Origin of the sequence: Streptomyces sp. NPDC058231 (assembly GCF_042882275.1) — a bacterium.
Lineage (GTDB): Bacteria > Actinomycetota > Actinomycetes > Streptomycetales > Streptomycetaceae > Streptomyces.
On the sequence record NZ_JBHVWN010000084.1, the window covers coordinates 1 to 16,788 of the forward strand.

The window sequence follows — 16,788 nt, forward strand, 5'->3', positions numbered from 1 at the left end:
ACGACGGGTCATCACAAGCCCCCAGGCGGCGAGGCGACGTTCCTCTGCTACCGGCCTACTACGGCCCTGAACCGCCGTCAACAAACCACCACTAGATAGATCGGTCAGTGACGGTCGCAAAGGCCGCACTTCGGGTCTACAAGGACGCTACGGGACGGGACCGGTCGCGGTGGTTGCTGTACTCCGCTGCTGTACAGCCGGAACGGAATCCAGCGTGGGGAGCCCAAGAGGTCGTATGCCTGCTATCCGTTGGCCTCGGACGGCCCGACGGTGGCCTCTGGGATTCAGGAGTCGTTGCCGAAGCGCTTGCGGAGATCGCCTGTGACCGCGGACATGACGGTAACGCCCTGTTGGGGAGACAGCTCAGAGATCGGGCGCTCGACCTGTGGGTCGTAGCCTTCCATGCCGGTCTCGTCTTCGATCACCGCCGCCAGTGCGTACACCAGGCTCAGAATGCGTTCCGCCTCGTCGCCCACGTGCCAATACGGGACCGTGATCGCTACTTCGTCGATGAAGACTGAGGCCTGGATGCCGGTGGCATGGTGCGTCAGCTCGCACGTTTCGCCGTTCTCGAAGAGTCCGATCTCGCCCAGCAAGCCACGGGCCCGTGGAACGATGCGGTCCCACGCTTCGATGAGCTCAGGCAGTACCAGTCCCTCGACCTCTTCGTTCTGGTCCTCCAGCTCTTCGAGAGCTTCGTCCCAGGACTGGTCTGGGCGCCGACTAAGGAAGTAGATGTCGTAGCTCACGGCGGAATCGTAGAGCTCCGGGCCTGTGGTGTCCCCGGCAGGCAGGCACCGAGGTCGGCGGAGTCTCAAGGCGAGTCAAGTGGCACACGGTCTTGAAAACCGTCGCGGCGCGAGTCACCGTGGGTTTCAGATCCCACACCCACCTCAGATGAACGGCCCCTAGAAACCGCCGATTCCGGTCATGGGCCGTTCACGTCTTCTGGATGATCTGCTCCGTGGTTCCCCGTGAGATCCCGCCTGATCGGGCACGCGAAGGGCACGTCCGGGTCAGCTCCGAGACACCAGCTCGATCGTCACCGGTGCCGCTGAGTCGAGGTCGATCGTGTCTCCGTCGTCCTCGGATAGAGCCTCGTCGGGGTAGTCGGCAGGCGCTACGACCAGCATCGTGTGAGGGCGGGGAAGCCAGCCCACATCTTGTGGAGGGTTGTAGCGGCCGATATCGATGATCCGCACCAGCGTCTCAGGTATGCCTACGAGACAGCTGTCACCAACCTGCAGGTTCCATGGCTCAGGGTTGGTTTTGAACAGGCTCATGGTCCATTCCGGGGAGTCGGCCGACATCGCGAAGGCCCTCTGGCCGTTCCATCTGAACTGAGACTGCGGATCGATCTCGGCCCATGGCCACTTGACCGAGACATAGAAACGGGACACGTCGGCCACTCGGCCCTGCGCCGGCGGGCAGCTCACGCGCAGAACGTCGCCGACCCGGAATTCTTGACGCGGTGTGTTCTTGCCCATGCTGCCCCTGTCGTTGTTCGCTCCGAGAGCTGCACGCTACCGACTGCCTCAGCCACAGCCCCACCCCGAACCACAACGGAGCTGCGGCCGCACGACGGGCCCCCGCATCCCGGAGTCGGAGCGCCCCCGCCGGAGGCATGTCGGTGAGGAATGGGATCGACGGTCGGTCGGGGCTCGACTCATGCCCTTGGGCCTATCCCGCCTTGCAGGGGCGGGCGTCGGCGCAGCGGGGGCGGAGCGTGCCGAAGGCGGGAGCGTCGCCCCGAGCGGAGCCGGGTGCCTTGATGAGGTAGAGAAACCTGTAACAGGTCGCCTACAAAGGTTGTCCCGCAATGATGGCGGGACTGAGCACAGAGCTGCCTGATGGGCTGGCGTTGGGCTCAGCCGGTGGCCCGTGACGTGTCCAGGGACCGAGCGAAGTCGGTGAGCTCGCGGAAGTTGTCCTCGCGCAGACCGATCCGCGGGTTGACGTGGTGCAGAAGCCCACGCCCACGGTGGTGGGCGGTCACGTACGCCTGGTCCAGGTCACTCTGTTCATCGTCCACCCAGGCGAAGGGACGCCCGTTGGCGTGGTCGACCAGCCGACCGGTCTTCCAGTGGACCCCGTCGGGGCGGTCTTGGAACAGGACGTCGCCGAAGTCGACGAAGGGGAGTTCGGGAAGGCCGAGCACCGGGGCGATCCACCGGTTGGCGTCGTCCATCCATGAGGTGGCCCAGCAAAGCTCGTAGCCAAGCCGGAGCAGAGCTCGCCCATGCTTTGGGTTGAGCCACACCCGTAGGGGTCGCCGCCGGGCCGAAAGTCCCCCGTGTCCCTCGTGGAACCAGCTGTCCTGGGGCACTCTGAGCGTGGTGTAGCCGGCGGGGCGCTTCTCCGGCTTGGCCGCATAGGGGTTGAGGGGACCATCCACGTCGAGGAACAGCAGTGGTCGGTTCACGATCTCCCCCGCTTTTGCTCAATTTCCGCTGCGTTGTGGGAGCGTAGCTGCACCGATCGTCTCGGCGTCGGGCCGGTCTGATGTGATGATTTCGGTGTGGTGGGTGTGATCACGACATCAGAGCTGGTCAGCACGATCGCCATCCGGCCGTGAGGCCGGGCCGGACGGCTCACCGGGGGCAGTTCCTAGCTGGTGCGAGTGAGTGTGGTCAGGTGATCCAGGTACTCGCGGCCTGCCGTCTCCGTGGCGTAGTCCCGGTTGATGATGGCCGCCAGTTCTCGGCTGACCATGAGCAAGGAGGCAGAGACTGTCGGTCCCCGTTCAGCGCCCACTTGCCGTAGTTGACGGCCTGGTCCAAGTCGCCTTGCCGGGCCGCGACCACGCCGAGGGTGATCCGCGCCTCCGCCATGCGCATCGGTGAGCGCTCGGAGCCGTCGAAGTCCGTGCCCGTCCGGATCACTTCATGGGCAAGGTTCTCCGCGAAGCGGTCCTCTCCCAGTAGTCGGCAGCAATCCATCGCTTGGAAGTCGAACTTCGCCGGGTCCACCACAGAGTGGTGATCAAGGTTCTCGGGGTACGGCATTCCTTCGAGGAGGTAGGTCGCCGACCTGCGGAAATCTCAGAGGCCGAAGAAGTGACACGCCGGGTCTCCGACCAGCAGGTCCCATCATCGATCGAAGCCGTGACCTGCTGCTGAGCTGTCGGCAGTTGTCAGCGTTGGTCATCGTTGAGCGCCCTTCCACGGCCCTGAGACGGCCCCGGGAGGGCGCTCCGTGGTCGATGACATCCGCTCCAGGAGTTCGATCAACCGGGAGCTACTGCATGTTGTGGTGAAGAGTGCGGTGGCCTTGCGGACTGCTGGGGACCGTGGACGTACGCCGTCGTTAGGCGCAGAGGGGCCAAAGCCCAAGGGCCAGCCCGCGCCGTGCGCGGCGCGGGCCTTGATGAGGTAGAGAAACCTGTGACAGGCCTAAGAAGCTGTCCGGCCAGCAAACCGGTCGATGCCGAACCACAACGGAAGACGGGGCCTGGCCACACGACCGGTGCAGCACGACGCCCCCGGAGGACCGTCCCCTGTGGCGGCGGTTATTGTTCCCGGTCCAGAGGGATGGCAGGGATTGAGGGGAAGCATCGTGGCGCAGCACCTGGGGCCGCTGGAGCTGGTCGGAGACCGGTGGATAATTGGGGATCCGAAACGGAAGGACGGCCTGTGCGTGGTACTCATGCCCGAGGGCGTCGAGCACTACAGGCGTGCGGATCCCGCGCCTCAGTCCGTCGTCCAGTGGCCCCAGTTCGTGCAACTGGGGGTCCATGCGACCTACTGGAAGTGGGAGGCCACCCGTACCGGGGGTTTCGTCGGCGCATTCAGCAATACCCCTTCTCAGACCGGGCGTGACGGCTGCTCCCTGCAGGGGCTGCTCCGCCACCCATCCGAGCCGTGGTCGGTGCGATACACGCACCACAAGCGCCACTACACGGGCAGCCATGTGTTCCTGCTGAAGGCCCTGGTTCGCAAGCTTTCCGAGGCGAAGGCACTGGACCGTCTCGGCGATCCACAGTGGCTGGGCGCGGCTGTCGCCAAGTTGTCGCCGGTGACCGCATGGCTCCCCAGCTCGGGCAACCGCCTGGTGCAGGAGACCATCGAGAGCCTCGGCGCCTGAACACGGTGCCTGCGGTTCAGGGGCGCCGCGGCCCCTGACGTGTCTCCACGGACACCCCTCTACGAAATGAGTCGTCTCCAACTCGGGACAACCCTCAGCTGGCGCGAGTGAGCGCGGTCAGGTGATCCAGGTACTCGCGGCCTGCCGTCTCCGTGGCGTAGTCCCGGTTGATGATGGCCGCCAGTTCTCGGCTGACCATGAGCAAGGAGGCAGAGACTGTCGGTCCCCGTTCAGCGCCCACTCGCCGTAGTTGACGGCCTGGTCCAAGTCGCCTTGCCGGGCCGCGACCACGCCGAGAGTGATCCGCGCCTCCGCCATGCGCATCGGTGAGCGCTCGGAGCCAGAGTGGTGATCAAGGTTCTCGGGGTACGGCATTCCTTCGAGGAGGTAGGTCGCCGACCTGCGGAAATCTCAGAGGCCGAAGAAGTGGCACGCCGGGTCTCCGACCAGCAGGTCACATCATCGATCGACGCCGTGACCTGCTGCTGTGCTGTCGGCAGTTGTCAGCGTTGGTCATCGTTGAGCGCCCTTCCGGGGCCTCGAGACGGCCCCGGGAGGGCGCTCCGTGGTGCGATAGCCGGCGGATCCTGGCAGCTGCCCCGGACAAGTCACCCCCGGCTATGCGAGCTCTATGCTCAGTTGCGCACCCAGTTCCCGGAAGCCCAGGGCCATGGCGACCCGCCGGGACTCAGGCACCCGGGCCCGCCACTGCGGCAGCAGCCCGGCCGCGAGGGCGTGCGTGGTCGTCGCCGAACCCGTCACCCGGGCCAGCCCCCGTCCTCGCCACCCGGGCGCGGTCAGCACACTGATGTGGGCGGTCCGCCTCGGCCAGGCCCGGTATCCGGCGGCGGCGACCACCTCGCCGGCCTCGCGGACCACGAACGCGGGTGAGGTGATCTCATCCAGACCGGCTTCTCCGGCGTCGTCGTCGCCCGCCAGCTTCTCCAACCGCCGCAGGTCCGGATGTCTGCCCGGCAGTTGTTCCACCGTCAGCGCACCGGACGAAACGGGACGCAATCCGTCCGGGAACACGTAGGCCAGCGCCGCGGGACCAAGGACCCGGGCCACCGGCAGCACGCCGCGGACCGCGTCGGCATCGGCGACGGTCTCCACCGGCAGCGTCGCGAACGCATCACGAACGATCACAGCCGCATCCTCACTGGGCGCGGTCACGATCGCCGATCCGCCCAGAGCCACCACGCCGACCCAGCCGGCCGGGCACATCCCTGACTCCGGCGAGACGACCACGCTCACACCCCCTATCGGCGCGAACGACACCGGCACCGAGGCCATGTCCTCCCACAGCCCTCGGGCCCTGACCAGCAAAGGATCTATCGACATGCGCCGATCCTGCCAGCCCAAACACCCTGTTGACCTGCGGTATTTAACCGGCGAGATCGTCACCAAAGACCGCAGAGCCGCGTAAAGAACAGACGCCCGCCCGGACGCATACCTGTCGGGGGCGCGATCCGGACCGGCCGACGAAAGGGAACCCCCGGAGAAGACATTCCTGGCATCTGAGCGGACACGGAATCGATCCGATCACGGTCCGTCCTGGCGGTGAGGACGACTGGGTGCGCTGACTGGCGACAGCACAGATACGGCGTCGCTCATCTTCCGGAGTCCTGAGGGCCTCTCCCTGAACCGCAACCGGTTCAACGATCGCCAGTGGCGTCCTGCTCTACGCGCTGCTGGTGTGGTCATCGGGCGCGATAACGGAATGCACGCGCTGCGGCATTTCTACGCGTCGGTACTCCTGGACGCGGGCGAGAGCATCAAGGCTCTCAGCGAATACCTCGGCCACCATGACCCCGGCTTCACGCTGCGGACCTACACGCATCTGATGCCGTCGAGCGAGACCCGTACGCGGGCCGCCGTGGACACAGTTTGGGCCGCCTCGGTTGCCGATAACGGCCCCGAGACGGCCCAAGAAAGCTGATAGGTCGCCGACCTGCGAAAATCTCAGAAGCCGAAGTCCTGGGTCCACCAGGGGCCGCCGGAGCCGTAGTGCACTCCCACGCCCAGCGTCTTGTAGTCGCAGTTGAGAATGTTGGCCCGGTGGCCCTCGCTGTTCATCCAGGAGGCCATGACCGCCTCGGCGTCGGCCTGGCCGCGGGCGATGTTCTCGCCGCCGAGTCCTGTCACGCCGGCCTTCTCGGCCCTGTCCCACGGCGTCCGACCATCGGGGTCGGTGTGGTCGAAGAAGCCGCGGGCCGCCATGTCGTCACTGAAGTTCTGGGCGAGCGAGGTGAGTGAGGCGCTGACCGTCACCGGGCTGCAGCCGACCTTCGCACGCTCCTGGTTGACCAGGGCGAGTACGGCGGCCTGGGCGGAGGCGTCGGACGCCGCGGCCGAGGTCGTGCGGGCCGGCGCGGCGGCCGAGGTGCTCGGCGCCGCCGGGGCGGAGGACGACGGTGCGGAGCTCGTCGACCCGTGCGCCGCGGTCCGCTCGGGCGTCGCGGACTCCTCCGCGCGCTCGGTCTGCTCGGCCTTCTTCGAAGGGGAGTCGGACGGTGCGGCGGAGCGGGAAGCGGAATCGCCCTTCGCGGGCCCCTGGGGACGCCCGGTGCCGCGGCTGGCCGCGGTCGCCGACCCGCCCCGGTCGGCCGGCGACGTGGTGGACCCGCCCTGGGTCAGCAGGTCCGGCGCGCCTTGGGCGCGGACCTGGTCCGCGGTCGTACCGCCGACGTGGAACCCGCCGCCGGGCAGCAGACCGGAAGCCACGGCCACGGCTCCGACGGCCATGGCCGCGGAGACACCGACCAGTCCCGTACGCACGGGCATCCCGGAACGCTTCCTGCGGTGGGAGGCCCGGCTCCGGCCGCTGTCCGCGGACCTGCCGACGGCCGTACCTGCTTCGGGACCTGCGGCGGAGCGTCGATGGCGTCCCATCTGCTGTCCCCTTCTGGCGATCTGGACGCCGTGTCCGGCGTCGACATGCCTCACCCGATCGAGTGGGCTCCATTTGCGAGGGGACTGTACGCCATGGCTCCAGGGGGCGACGTGCTCGTTGAGCAATTGGCCGGTTAGCGTTCGGGCATGAACCAAGACGTGCGACTGACCGCCTGGGTACGCGGTCGAGTACAGCAAGTGGGGTTCCGTTGGTTCACCAGGGCAAACGCTCTGGAGATCGGCGGCCTCACCGGATTCGCCCTCAATCTCGACGACGGCCGGGTGCAGGTTGTTGCAGAAGGGCGACGTGAGAATTGCCACCGCCTGCTGGAGTGGCTGCGCTCCGACGACACACCCGGACGCGTGGACGGAGTCACTGAGATCTGGGACACCCCGCGCGGCGGTTACGAGGGGTTCGCGATCCGCTGATCACGAGGCCGTCGCACTCCGAATTCGAGGTCGTGTTCGGACCGCGTTCGAAGGGTCGCGGGGGGTGACGCGAGAGGCCTTTCGGCTGCGTACACATGAAATGACCTGCGGAAAAACCGGTTGGTTGCCAAGAATCGCTTGCCGTGCCAGGCTGCGGCAGTAAGGATGATCTCCACGCCCTCCAGGGCCCCGCAGGAGAGTCGCGCCGCGTGATCGTCAAGCCGCGCGCCCCGGGACGCCCGCCTCTACAGGGTGTGATCGTGTTGACCGTCAAACTTTTTGGTGAGACGCTGAAAACCCCGCGCACCTTAGCTGTTTGGCAGAGCTGTTTGGCAGCAGAACCGCAGTGGTGACAGAGCACTGCCGAGCACCGCGGGTGCGATTCCCTCACGACCCACACCGCATCGGTCGGTCACTCAGTGTGGAGGACCATCCATCATGGCAAAGGCGCTTCTCGGTTACGTCGGCGGTTCCGACCCGCGACTCCTCGCCGAGATGCGACGGCTCCAGCAACGCGTCCAGGACCTGGAATCCGAGCTCGTACGGATCCAGGACGAGAACGACGCGCTCAACGCCGCCGCCCAGCACCAAGAGTCGCTGCTCGACAGCATCGACATCGACGTACCTCAGGCGGAGCCGGCGCTGACCTGACCGATGGCCCGAAAGGGCCGGTCGGGCTGCTTGCGTCAGCCGTCCGAAGTTCATCACCGGATCGTCACCGGATCTCGGATCGTCACCGGATCGCAGAAGATCAAGGCTCTGATCCGCCGTACCCCTGATCCGCCGCGTTCTTGATCCAGTACGCAGCACTGCACAAGAGTTACAAGGGACGCTTCGGCGTCCCTTCTTTCTTTTCCCGGACCTGAGCCGGTCCCACCCCCGGACGTACACCCTTTCGCTTACCGTCTGATGTGCCCTGCACCTTCATCAGTGAAACCGACAGCGAAAGGTAGAGTCCGGCGGCGTGCATCTCAAGGCCCTGACCCTGCGTGGTTTCAAATCGTTCGCATCCGCCACGACCCTGCGGTTCGAACCGGGTATCACCTGTGTCGTCGGCCCCAATGGTTCCGGCAAGTCGAATGTGGTGGACGCGCTCTCCTGGGTCATGGGCGAGCAGGGGGCCAAATCCCTGCGCGGCGGCAAGATGGAAGACGTGATCTTCGCCGGCACCACCGGGCGGCCGCCGCTCGGACGCGCCGAGGTATCGCTGACCATCGACAATTCCGACGGCGCGCTGCCCATCGAGTACGCCGAGGTGACGATCACTCGGATCATGTTCCGCAACGGCGGCAGCGAATACCAGATCAACGGCGACACCTGCCGGCTCCTCGACATCCAGGAACTCCTCTCGGACTCCGGCATCGGCCGGGAGATGCACGTCATCGTCGGACAGGGCCAGCTCGACTCCGTACTGCACGCCGATCCGATGGGGCGTCGCGCGTTCATCGAGGAAGCCGCGGGCGTGCTCAAGCACCGCAAGCGGAAGGAGAAGGCTCTTCGGAAGCTGGACGCGATGGGGGCCAATCTGGCCCGCGTCCAGGACCTGACGGACGAACTTCGCCGACAGCTGAAGCCGTTGGGCCGGCAGGCGGCGGTGGCCAGGAGGGCCGCCGTGATCCAGGCCGATCTGCGCGACGCCCGGCTGCGGCTGCTCGCCGACGACCTGGTGCGGCTGCGCGAGGCGCTGCGCAGCGAGATCGCGGACGAAGCGGCACTGAAGCAGCGCCGGGAGGCGGCCGAGGCGGCTCTGAAGGCCGCACTCGCGCGGGAGGCGGAGCTGGAGGACGAGGTGCGGCGGCTGACGCCGCGGCTGCAGCGAGCCCAGCAGACCTGGTACGAGCTGTCGCAGCTGGCCGAGCGGGTGCGGGGCACGATCTCGCTCGCCGACGCCCGGGTCAAGAGCGCCGCTGCCGCGCCCGAGGAGGAGCGGCGGGGCCGCGACCCCGAGGACATGGAGCGCGAGGCGGCCCGGATCCGGGAGCAGGAGGCGGAGCTGGAGGCCGCCCTGGAGGCGGCGGAACACGCGCTGGAGGACACCGCCGCCCACCGGGCCGAACTGGAAAGGGAGTTGGCGGCCGAGGAACGCAGGCTCAAGGACGCGGCCCGCGCCATCGCCGACCGGCGCGAAGGGCTCGCCCGGCTGAACGGGCAGGTCAACGCGGCCCGCAGCCGGGCCGGTTCGGCGCAGGCGGAGATCGACCGGCTCGCCGCCTCGCGCGACGAGGCGCAGGAGCGGGCCGTCGCGGCGCAGCAGGAGTACGAGCAGCTCAAGGCCGAGGTGGAGGGGCTCGACGCGGACGACGCGGAACTGACCGAACGCCACGACGCGGCCAGGGGGGATCTCGCGGAGGCGGAGTCGGCCCTCGCCGCCGCCCGCGAGGACGCCACCGGTGCCGAACGGAAGCGGGCAGCGGTCTCGGCACGCCACGACGCCCTCGCACTCGGCCTGCGGCGCAAGGACGGCACCGGGGTGCTGCTCGCCTCGCGGGACAGCCTGTCGGGGCTGCTCGGTCCGGCCGCGGAACTCCTGACGGTGACCCCGGGGTACGAGGTGGCGGTGGCGGCGGCCCTGGGAGCCGCGGCGGACGCGGTGGCCGCGACGGACCCGGGCACGGCGGCGAACGCGATCCGCCTGCTGCGCAAGCGGGACGCGGGGCGGGCGGCGTTGCTGCTGGGCGCGGGCGGTGCGACCGGCGGGGAGCCGGCGGCCGAAGCACCGGCGGACGCAGGGCACGTCCCCGGGCAGGGCCCGGGACCCGGAGCGGGACACCCGGCAGGATCCGGCGAGGTGCAGGGGGTCGCGCGGGCGGCCGCGGTCCCTGGTCAACTGCCGGGACCGGAACCGGCCGCGGGCCGCGTGCCGGGACAAGGGGCCGAGCCCGGCTCCGGCCACGGCTCGGGGCCCGCCGCGATGCCGGGCGTGCCCCCCGCGCCCGTCGGCCCGGGCGCCGGACGGGCCGAGGCCGACCGGACCGCCGCGCACCTGCCCGGCCAGGAACCCGGCCGCGCCTCGGACGCCCCGTCCCACGGCGTGATCGCGCCCGCCGCGCCCCCTGCCGGACCACCCGCCGTGGCTGCTCTCGTCCGGGGCCCCGCGGAACTCATGGCCGCCGTACGCAGGCTGGTGCGCGGCATGGTCGTCGTGGCCACCCTGGAGGAGGCCGAGGATCTGATCGCCGCCCGGCCGGAGCTGACCGCCGTGACCGGCGAGGGGGACGTGCTCTCGGCCCACTTCGCGCAGGGCGGCTCCGCCGGGGCGCCCAGCCTGCTCGAAGTGCAGGCCTCCGTCGACGAGGCCGCCGCCGAACTGGCGGATCTCGCCGTCCGGTGCACCGAGCTGGCCACGGCCCAGCGTCTCGCCGGGGAGCGGCGCAGCGCCTGCGCCGCTCTGGTCGAGGAGCTGGGGGAGCGGCGCAGGGCCGCCGAACGGGAGAAGTCGGGGGTGGCGCAGCAGCTCGGCCGGCTCGCCGGGCAGGCGCGCGGCGCAGCGGGTGAGGCCGAGCGGTCGGCCGCCTCGGCCGCCCGCGCCCAGGACGCCCTGGAGCGGGCGACCGAGGAGGCCGAGGAGCTGGCCGAGCGGCTGCTGGTGGCCGAGGAGTTGCCGGTCGAGGAGGAACCCGACCACTCCGTCCGCGACCGGCTCGCCGCCGACGGGGCCAACGCCCGCCAGACCGAGATGGAAGCCCGCCTCCAGGTCCGTACCCACGAGGAACGGGTCAAGGGCCTCGCCGGGCGCGCCGACTCCCTCGACCGCGGCGCCCGCGCCGAGCGCGAGGCCCGCGCCCGCGCCGAACAACGCCGCTCCCGGCTGCGCCACGAGGCCGCGGTCGCCTCCGCCGTCGCATCCGGTGCCCGTCAGCTCCTGGCCCATGTGGAGGTGTCCGTCGTAAGGGCCGGGGAGGAGCGCGTCGCGGCCGAGGCCGCGAAGGCGGAGCGCGAGCAGGAGCTGACCGCCGAGCGGGGCCACGGCCGCGAACTGGGGAGCGAACTGGACAAGCTGACGGACTCCGTCCACCGTGGCGAGGTGCTCGGCGCGGAGAAGCGGCTTCGGATGGAGCAGCTGGAGACGAAGGCACTCGAGGAGCTGGGCGTCGAGCCCGCCGGGCTGACCGCCGAGTACGGCCCCGACCAGCTGGTGCCGCCCTCGCCGGCGGCCGACGGCGAGGAGCTCCCGGAGGACCCGGAGCACCCGCGCAACCAACCGGTCCCGTTCGTCAGGGCCGAGCAGGAGAAGCGGCTGAAGTCCGCCGAACGGGCGTATCAGCAACTCGGGAAGGTGAATCCGCTCGCCCTTGAGGAGTTCTCGGCGCTGGAGGAGCGGCACAAGTTCCTCTCCGAGCAGCTCGAAGACCTGAAGAAGACCCGGGCCGATTTGATGCAGGTCATCAAGGAGGTCGACGAGCGGGTCGAGCAGGTGTTCACGGAGGCCTACCGGGACACCGCCCGGGAGTTCGAGGGCGTCTTCTCGCGGCTCTTCCCTGGCGGGGAGGGGCGGCTCGTGCTGACCGATCCGGACAACATGCTGGCCACCGGAGTGGACGTCGAGGCCCGCCCGCCGGGCAAGAAGGTCAAGCGGCTCTCCCTGCTGTCCGGCGGCGAGCGGTCCCTTACGGCCGTGGCACTGCTGGTCTCGATCTTCAAGGCCCGGCCGAGCCCGTTCTACGTGATGGACGAGGTCGAGGCGGCGCTCGACGACACCAATCTGCAGCGGCTGATCCGGATCATGGAGGAGCTCCAGGAGAGCTCGCAGCTGATCGTGATCACGCATCAGAAGCGGACGATGGAGGTCGCGGACGCGCTGTACGGCGTCTCGATGCAGGGTGACGGCGTCTCGAAGGTGATCAGCCAGCGGCTCCGCTGAGGATTTACTCCATCTTCAAGCCTTCAACACATGCCTGAGGTGATCCGGGGTAACTGTCAACCCGGAGCCGAGTGGAAAATTTATAAGTTGAACGCATACTCTCTTGAGGCGTCGTTTTAACTTCAAGTGGTGGTGCCTCTGAAGTTATGCGCCACTTGGAACAGACCACCCCCCCCACGCCTGACCACTCGCCCCCCCCACGCCTGACGACGCGGACAGGCACCAGGAGTTCATGTGACCAGCACATCGCAGACACCAGGATCCGGAGCCCGAGCGGCCCATCCGGAGCACCTCGGCCATGTCATCTTCATCACGGCAGCCGCTGCGATGGGTGGCTTCCTCTTCGGCTACGACAGCGCCGTGATCAACGGCGCCGTCGAGGCGATCCGGCACCGCTACGACATCGGCTCCGGAACGCTCGCCCAGGTGATCGCCATCGCTCTGATCGGCTGCGCCATCGGTGCCGCCACGGCCGGCCGCATCGCCGACCGGATCGGCCGCATCCGCTGCATGCGGATCGCCGCGGTGCTCTTCACCATCAGCGCCATCGGCTCCGCGCTCCCGTTCGCCCTGTGGGACCTGGCCTTCTGGCGGATCATCGGTGGCTTCGCCATCGGTATGGCCTCGGTCATCGGCCCGGCCTACATCGCCGAGGTCTCGCCCGCCGCCTACCGCGGCAGGCTCGGCTCCTTCCAGCAGGCGGCGATCGTCATCGGCATCGCGATCTCGCAGCTGGTGAACTTCGGCATCCTGCAGCTCGCCGGCGGTGACCAGCGCGGCACCATCGGCGGTCTGGAGGCCTGGCAGTGGATGCTCGGCGTCATGGTCGTGCCGGCGGTCCTCTACGGTCTGCTGTCGTTCGCGATCCCCGAGTCGCCGCGCTTCCTGATCTCCGTCGGCAAGCACCAGCAGGCCAAGAAGATCCTCGGCGAGGTCGAGGGCAAGGGCGTCGACCTCGACGCCAGGGTGACCGAGATCCAGACGGCCATGCACCGTGAGCACAAGTCGACCTTCAAGGACCTGCTCGGCAGCCGCTTCGGCTTCCTGCCGATCGTCTGGGTCGGCATCGGCCTGTCGGTCTTCCAGCAGCTCGTCGGCATCAACGTGGCGTTCTACTACTCGTCGACCCTCTGGCAGTCCGTCGGCATCGACCCGACCGACTCGTTCTTCTGGTCGTTCACCACGTCGATCATCAACATCATCGGTACGGTGATCGCGATGATCCTGGTCGACCGGGTGGGCCGCAAACCGCTCGCGCTGGTCGGCTCCGCCGGTATGGCGATCGCCCTGGGCTTCGAGGCGTGGGCCTTCTCGGCCGATCTGGTCAACGGGAAGCTCCCCACCGCCCAAGGTGTGGTCGCCCTCGTCGCGGCCCATGTCTTCGTGCTCTTCTTCGCCCTGTCCTGGGGTGTGGTGGTCTGGGTCTTCCTCGGTGAGATGTTCCCGAACCGGATCCGCGCCGCCGCGCTCGGTGTCGCCGCATCCGCTCAGTGGATCGCCAACTGGGCGATCACCGCGAGCTTCCCGAGTCTGGCCGACTGGAACCTGTCGGGCACGTACATCATCTACACATGCTTCGCCGTGCTCTCGATCCCCTTCGTACTCAAGTACGTGAAGGAGACCAAGGGCAAGGCGTTGGAGGAGATGGGCTAACCCCCGCTGCCCCTCTCCTCGACCCCGCGTCCCCGGCCCGCGTCCGCGAGCCGGGGACGCGCGCATGCCCGCACGTCACCGTGCGCCGTCCCCGGGTCCGGTCCGCGGGATGCCGGGCCGTGGCAGCAGGGCGTACAGCGCGCCCGAGACGGCGATCGTGGCCGCCCAGCCGAGACCGTTGCGCCCGATCCAGGTGGTGGCGAGCGGACCGCTGAACCACTCGACGCCGGTGAACAGCAGCCCCACCACCAGTCCCGTGCCCCACGCGGCCACAGCGGGCACGGCGAAGCCACGGGTGTACCAGTAGGCGCTCGACGGGGTGGGGTCCAGCAGGGCCGCCGCGACGTAGGTGCGCCCCCGTAGCTGATCCACGCCGAAGACACCGATCCATGCGGAGAACGTCACTGCCAGCAAGGTGAGGAAGGAGACGAACGAGTCGAGGAAACTGCTCGCCACCAACATCAGCAGCCCCCCCAGCAGGAGGCTGATGGCGGCGTTCACGCCGACCGCCCAGGCGCGGGGGATCCTGAATCCCAGCGTCTGCGCGGTGAATCCCGCCGAGTACAGCGACATCGCATTGATCAGCACCATCCCGACCACGGCGATCAGCAGATACGGCACCGAGATCCAGTCCGGCAGCAGGGCGCCGATGAAGGCGACCGGATCGTTGCTCACGGCCAGATCCGGTGTGGCGATCGCCATCACCGCGCCCATCACCACCAGCGGCAGGAAGACGAGCAGCGCGCCGCCCACCGTCGCCCCGACGACCGGCCGGACGGACGCGGTGCGCGGCAGGTAGCGGGTGAAGTCGGGACCGGACGGCACCCAGCTGATGCCGCCCGCCGCCAGCGTGCCGACCCCGGCGACCATCAGTGCGAGGGGACCGGCCGGCCGGGCGAGGGCCGCCCGCCACCGGGTGTCGATGCCCAGGTGGATCAGGACGAGGACACTGAAGCCGCCGAAGAGGTACGCGGACCAGGTGCAGCACACCCGCAGCGCGTCCACGCCGAGCCCCGACACCAGGTAGCTGCTCGCCACGAAGGCCAGAAGCACCGACACGATCAGTGCGGTGCTCGGGCGGGCGCCGAAGAGCAGACGGCCCACCGCCAGCAGGGCGTAGGTGCCGGTGACCGCGTTCACCGTCTCCCAGCCCCAGCGGGCGATCCAGATCAGCGCACCGGGCAGGAGGTTGCCGCGCTGCCCGAAGACGGCCCGGGAGAGCGCCAGGCCTGGCGCCCCGCCGCGTGCCCCCGCGATCGAGACCACGCCGACCAGTCCGTAACCGATGGCGGGCGCAGCGGTAGCCACCACCAGCACCTGCCAGAGGTTCAGCCCGCTGAAGACGATCAGTCCGGCGCCCATGGTGAGCAGCAGCACGGTCATGTTGGCCGCGGCCCAGGTGGGGAAGAGGGTGCGGACCCGGCCGGTGCGTTCGCCGTCCGGGACGGGTTCCAGGCCACGGGTCTCCACGAGCAAGATCGTACCTTTACCGCCAAAAGGTGCATAACATCTTGCCGGATCCCGGGGTGATCCTCCAGGGCCACCGCCGGGCGGGCGCGTGACTGATACTGGGTGGGTTATGGAATTCGTCATCCTTGCTGTAGTCATCGCCGCCCTGGTCGTGGCCGGCCTGGTCAGCGGGCTCGTGGTCAGCAGCCGCAAGAAGAAGCAGCTGCCCCCGGCACCGTCGAGCACGCCGACCCTCACTCCTCCCGCCGAACCCCATGTCGGCGAGGAAGCCGAGACACCGCGCGAGGAACCGCGCCGCACCATCGAGGAGGCCGCCCTCCCCGAGGCCCAGGCTCCTGTCGAGGAAGCCCCGGTCGTCGCCGAGCCGGAGGCGCCGGCCGCCCCCGTGCTCGACGTCCCCGAACCGACCGCCGGCCGTCTCGTACGGCTGCGCGCCCGGCTCGCCCGCTCGCAGAGCACCCTCGGCAAGGGGCTGCTCACGCTCCTGTCCCGCGACAACCTCGACGAGGACACCTGGGAGGAGATCGAGGACACCCTCCTCACCGCCGACGTCGGCGTCGCCCCCACCCAGGAACTGGTGGAACGGCTGCGCGAGCGCGTCCGCGTCCTCGGCACCCGTACGCCCGAGGAGCTGCGCACCCTGCTGCGCGAGGAGCTCCTCGCCCTGCTCGGCACCGACTTCGACCGCGCGGTCAAGACGGAGAGCGGAGCCGACACCCCCGGCGTCGTCATGGTCGTCGGCGTCAACGGCACCGGCAAGACCACCACCACCGGCAAGCTGGCCCGGGTCCTGGTCGCCGACGGCCGCAGCGTGGTGCTCGGCGCGGCCGACACCTTCCGTGCCGCCGCCGCCGACCAGCTCCAGACCTGGGGCGAGCGCGTCGGCGCCCGCACCGTCCGCGGCCCCGAGGGGGGCGACCCCGCGTCGATCGCCTTCGACGCGGTGAAGGAAGGTATCGCCGAGGGCGCCGATGTCGTGCTGATCGACACCGCCGGCCGGCTGCACACCAAGACCGGGCTCATGGACGAGCTCGGCAAGGTCAAGCGCGTCGTGGAGAAGCACGGTCCGCTCGACGAGATCCTGCTCGTCCTCGACGCCACGACCGGGCAGAACGGCCTGGTCCAGGCCCGGGTGTTCGCAGAGGTCGTCGACATCACCGGCATCGTCCTCACCAAGTTGGACGGCACCGCCAAGGGCGGCATCGTCATCGCGGTCCAGCGCGAACTCGGCGTACCGGTGAAGCTGGTGGGGCTGGGCGAGGGCCCGGACGACCTGGCTCCGTTCGAGCCCGAGGCGTTCGTCGACGCGCTGATCGGCGACTGACGCGCCGAGAGCGGTTCCCCCCGGTCGCCGGGGGGGGGGGGGGGGGGCGCCCCCCCCGGCCCCGGGGGGGCCACCC

The 16,788-nt window shown here is 69.1% G+C and carries 12 protein-coding genes and 1 pseudogene; 7 read left to right on the top strand and 6 right to left on the bottom strand.

The features are described 5' to 3' along the window. Positions 1 to 284: 284 nt before the first annotated feature. From ACFVXE_RS33995 to ACFVXE_RS34005, 3 genes are all read right to left on the bottom strand, one after another. Positions 285 to 749: a hypothetical protein gene (locus ACFVXE_RS33995; RefSeq protein ID WP_389677071.1), complete on the bottom strand. Its 465-nt coding sequence runs from the start codon at positions 747 to 749 to the stop codon at positions 285 to 287. Between the two features lie 267 nt (positions 750 to 1,016). Continuing rightward, positions 1,017 to 1,487 carry a hypothetical protein gene (locus ACFVXE_RS34000; protein WP_389677073.1) on the bottom strand — a complete coding sequence of 157 codons (471 nt, stop codon included), beginning with the start codon at positions 1,485 to 1,487 and terminating at the stop codon, positions 1,017 to 1,019. A gap of 380 nt (positions 1,488 to 1,867) precedes the next feature. Beyond that, positions 1,868 to 2,422: a hypothetical protein gene (locus ACFVXE_RS34005; RefSeq protein WP_389677074.1), complete on the bottom strand. Its 555-nt coding sequence runs from the start codon at positions 2,420 to 2,422 to the stop codon at positions 1,868 to 1,870. 1,223 nt (positions 2,423 to 3,645) lie between these two features. Here ACFVXE_RS34005 and ACFVXE_RS34010 point away from each other — a divergent pair. Next, positions 3,646 to 4,083 carry a hypothetical protein gene (locus ACFVXE_RS34010; RefSeq protein WP_389677104.1) on the top strand — a complete coding sequence of 146 codons (438 nt, stop codon included), beginning with the start codon at positions 3,646 to 3,648 and terminating at the stop codon, positions 4,081 to 4,083. Positions 4,084 to 4,701: 618 nt separating this feature from the next. Here ACFVXE_RS34010 and ACFVXE_RS34015 read toward each other — a convergent pair. Further along, the gene (locus tag ACFVXE_RS34015) at positions 4,702 to 5,424 is read right to left on the bottom strand and encodes a GNAT family N-acetyltransferase (RefSeq protein WP_389677076.1); all 723 of its coding nucleotides are present in this window, start codon (positions 5,422 to 5,424) and stop codon (positions 4,702 to 4,704) included. Positions 5,425 to 5,683: 259 nt separating this feature from the next. Between ACFVXE_RS34015 and ACFVXE_RS34020 the strand changes: the two are divergent. Then, positions 5,684 to 6,022: pseudogene (locus ACFVXE_RS34020) on the top strand (tyrosine-type recombinase/integrase); the annotation flags it as partial. A gap of 23 nt (positions 6,023 to 6,045) precedes the next feature. Here the strand turns inward: ACFVXE_RS34020 and ACFVXE_RS34025 are convergent. Beyond that, positions 6,046 to 6,975 carry a CAP domain-containing protein gene (locus ACFVXE_RS34025; protein WP_389677077.1) on the bottom strand — a complete coding sequence of 310 codons (930 nt, stop codon included), beginning with the start codon at positions 6,973 to 6,975 and terminating at the stop codon, positions 6,046 to 6,048. A gap of 147 nt (positions 6,976 to 7,122) precedes the next feature. Here ACFVXE_RS34025 and ACFVXE_RS34030 point away from each other — a divergent pair, with 147 nt between their 5' ends. The 4 genes from ACFVXE_RS34030 to ACFVXE_RS34045 all read left to right on the top strand — a co-directional run bounded on the left by ACFVXE_RS34030 (position 7,123) and on the right by ACFVXE_RS34045 (position 13,918). Next, positions 7,123 to 7,404, top strand: a complete 282-nt coding sequence (locus tag ACFVXE_RS34030) for an acylphosphatase (protein WP_389677079.1) — start codon at positions 7,123 to 7,125, stop codon at positions 7,402 to 7,404. A 438-nt stretch (positions 7,405 to 7,842) separates the two neighbouring features. Further along, positions 7,843 to 8,055, top strand: coding sequence for a hypothetical protein (locus ACFVXE_RS34035; protein WP_018551753.1), 213 nt, complete (start codon positions 7,843 to 7,845; stop codon positions 8,053 to 8,055). Positions 8,056 to 8,368: 313 nt separating this feature from the next. Continuing rightward, positions 8,369 to 12,265: a chromosome segregation SMC family protein gene (locus ACFVXE_RS34040; protein WP_389677080.1), complete on the top strand. Its 3,897-nt coding sequence runs from the start codon at positions 8,369 to 8,371 to the stop codon at positions 12,263 to 12,265. Between the two features lie 234 nt (positions 12,266 to 12,499). Further along, entirely contained in the window at positions 12,500 to 13,918 is a 1,419-nt protein-coding gene (locus ACFVXE_RS34045) for a sugar porter family MFS transporter (protein ID WP_389677082.1), read from the top strand. Positions 13,919 to 13,993: 75 nt separating this feature from the next. Here the strand turns inward: ACFVXE_RS34045 and ACFVXE_RS34050 are convergent, their stop codons facing one another. Continuing rightward, positions 13,994 to 15,388, bottom strand: coding sequence for a purine-cytosine permease family protein (locus tag ACFVXE_RS34050; RefSeq protein WP_389677083.1), 1,395 nt, complete (start codon positions 15,386 to 15,388; stop codon positions 13,994 to 13,996). A 109-nt stretch (positions 15,389 to 15,497) separates the two neighbouring features. Between ACFVXE_RS34050 and ftsY the strand changes: the two genes are divergently transcribed. Continuing rightward, the gene (gene ftsY / locus ACFVXE_RS34055; protein WP_389677085.1) at positions 15,498 to 16,712 is read left to right on the top strand and encodes a signal recognition particle-docking protein FtsY; all 1,215 of its coding nucleotides are present in this window, start codon (positions 15,498 to 15,500) and stop codon (positions 16,710 to 16,712) included. Positions 16,713 to 16,788: the final 76 nt, after the last annotated feature.

What these genes read in the sequence shown, in the direction of transcription:
- ACFVXE_RS34015 (WP_389677076.1), bottom strand. Translation starts at nt 5,424, where the DNA reads ATGTCGATAGATCCTTTGCTGGTCAGGGCCCGAGGGCTGTGGGAGGAC.
- ACFVXE_RS34000 (WP_389677073.1), bottom strand. Translation starts at nt 1,487, where the DNA reads ATGGGCAAGAACACACCGCGTCAAGAATTCCGGGTCGGCGACGTTCTG.
- ftsY (WP_389677085.1), top strand. Translation starts at nt 15,498, where the DNA reads ATGGAATTCGTCATCCTTGCTGTAGTCATCGCCGCCCTGGTCGTGGCC.
- ACFVXE_RS34010 (WP_389677104.1), top strand. Translation starts at nt 3,646, where the DNA reads ATGCCCGAGGGCGTCGAGCACTACAGGCGTGCGGATCCCGCGCCTCAG.
- ACFVXE_RS34035 (WP_018551753.1), top strand. Translation starts at nt 7,843, where the DNA reads ATGGCAAAGGCGCTTCTCGGTTACGTCGGCGGTTCCGACCCGCGACTC.
- ACFVXE_RS34025 (WP_389677077.1), bottom strand. Translation starts at nt 6,975, where the DNA reads ATGGGACGCCATCGACGCTCCGCCGCAGGTCCCGAAGCAGGTACGGCC.
- ACFVXE_RS34030 (WP_389677079.1), top strand. Translation starts at nt 7,123, where the DNA reads ATGAACCAAGACGTGCGACTGACCGCCTGGGTACGCGGTCGAGTACAG.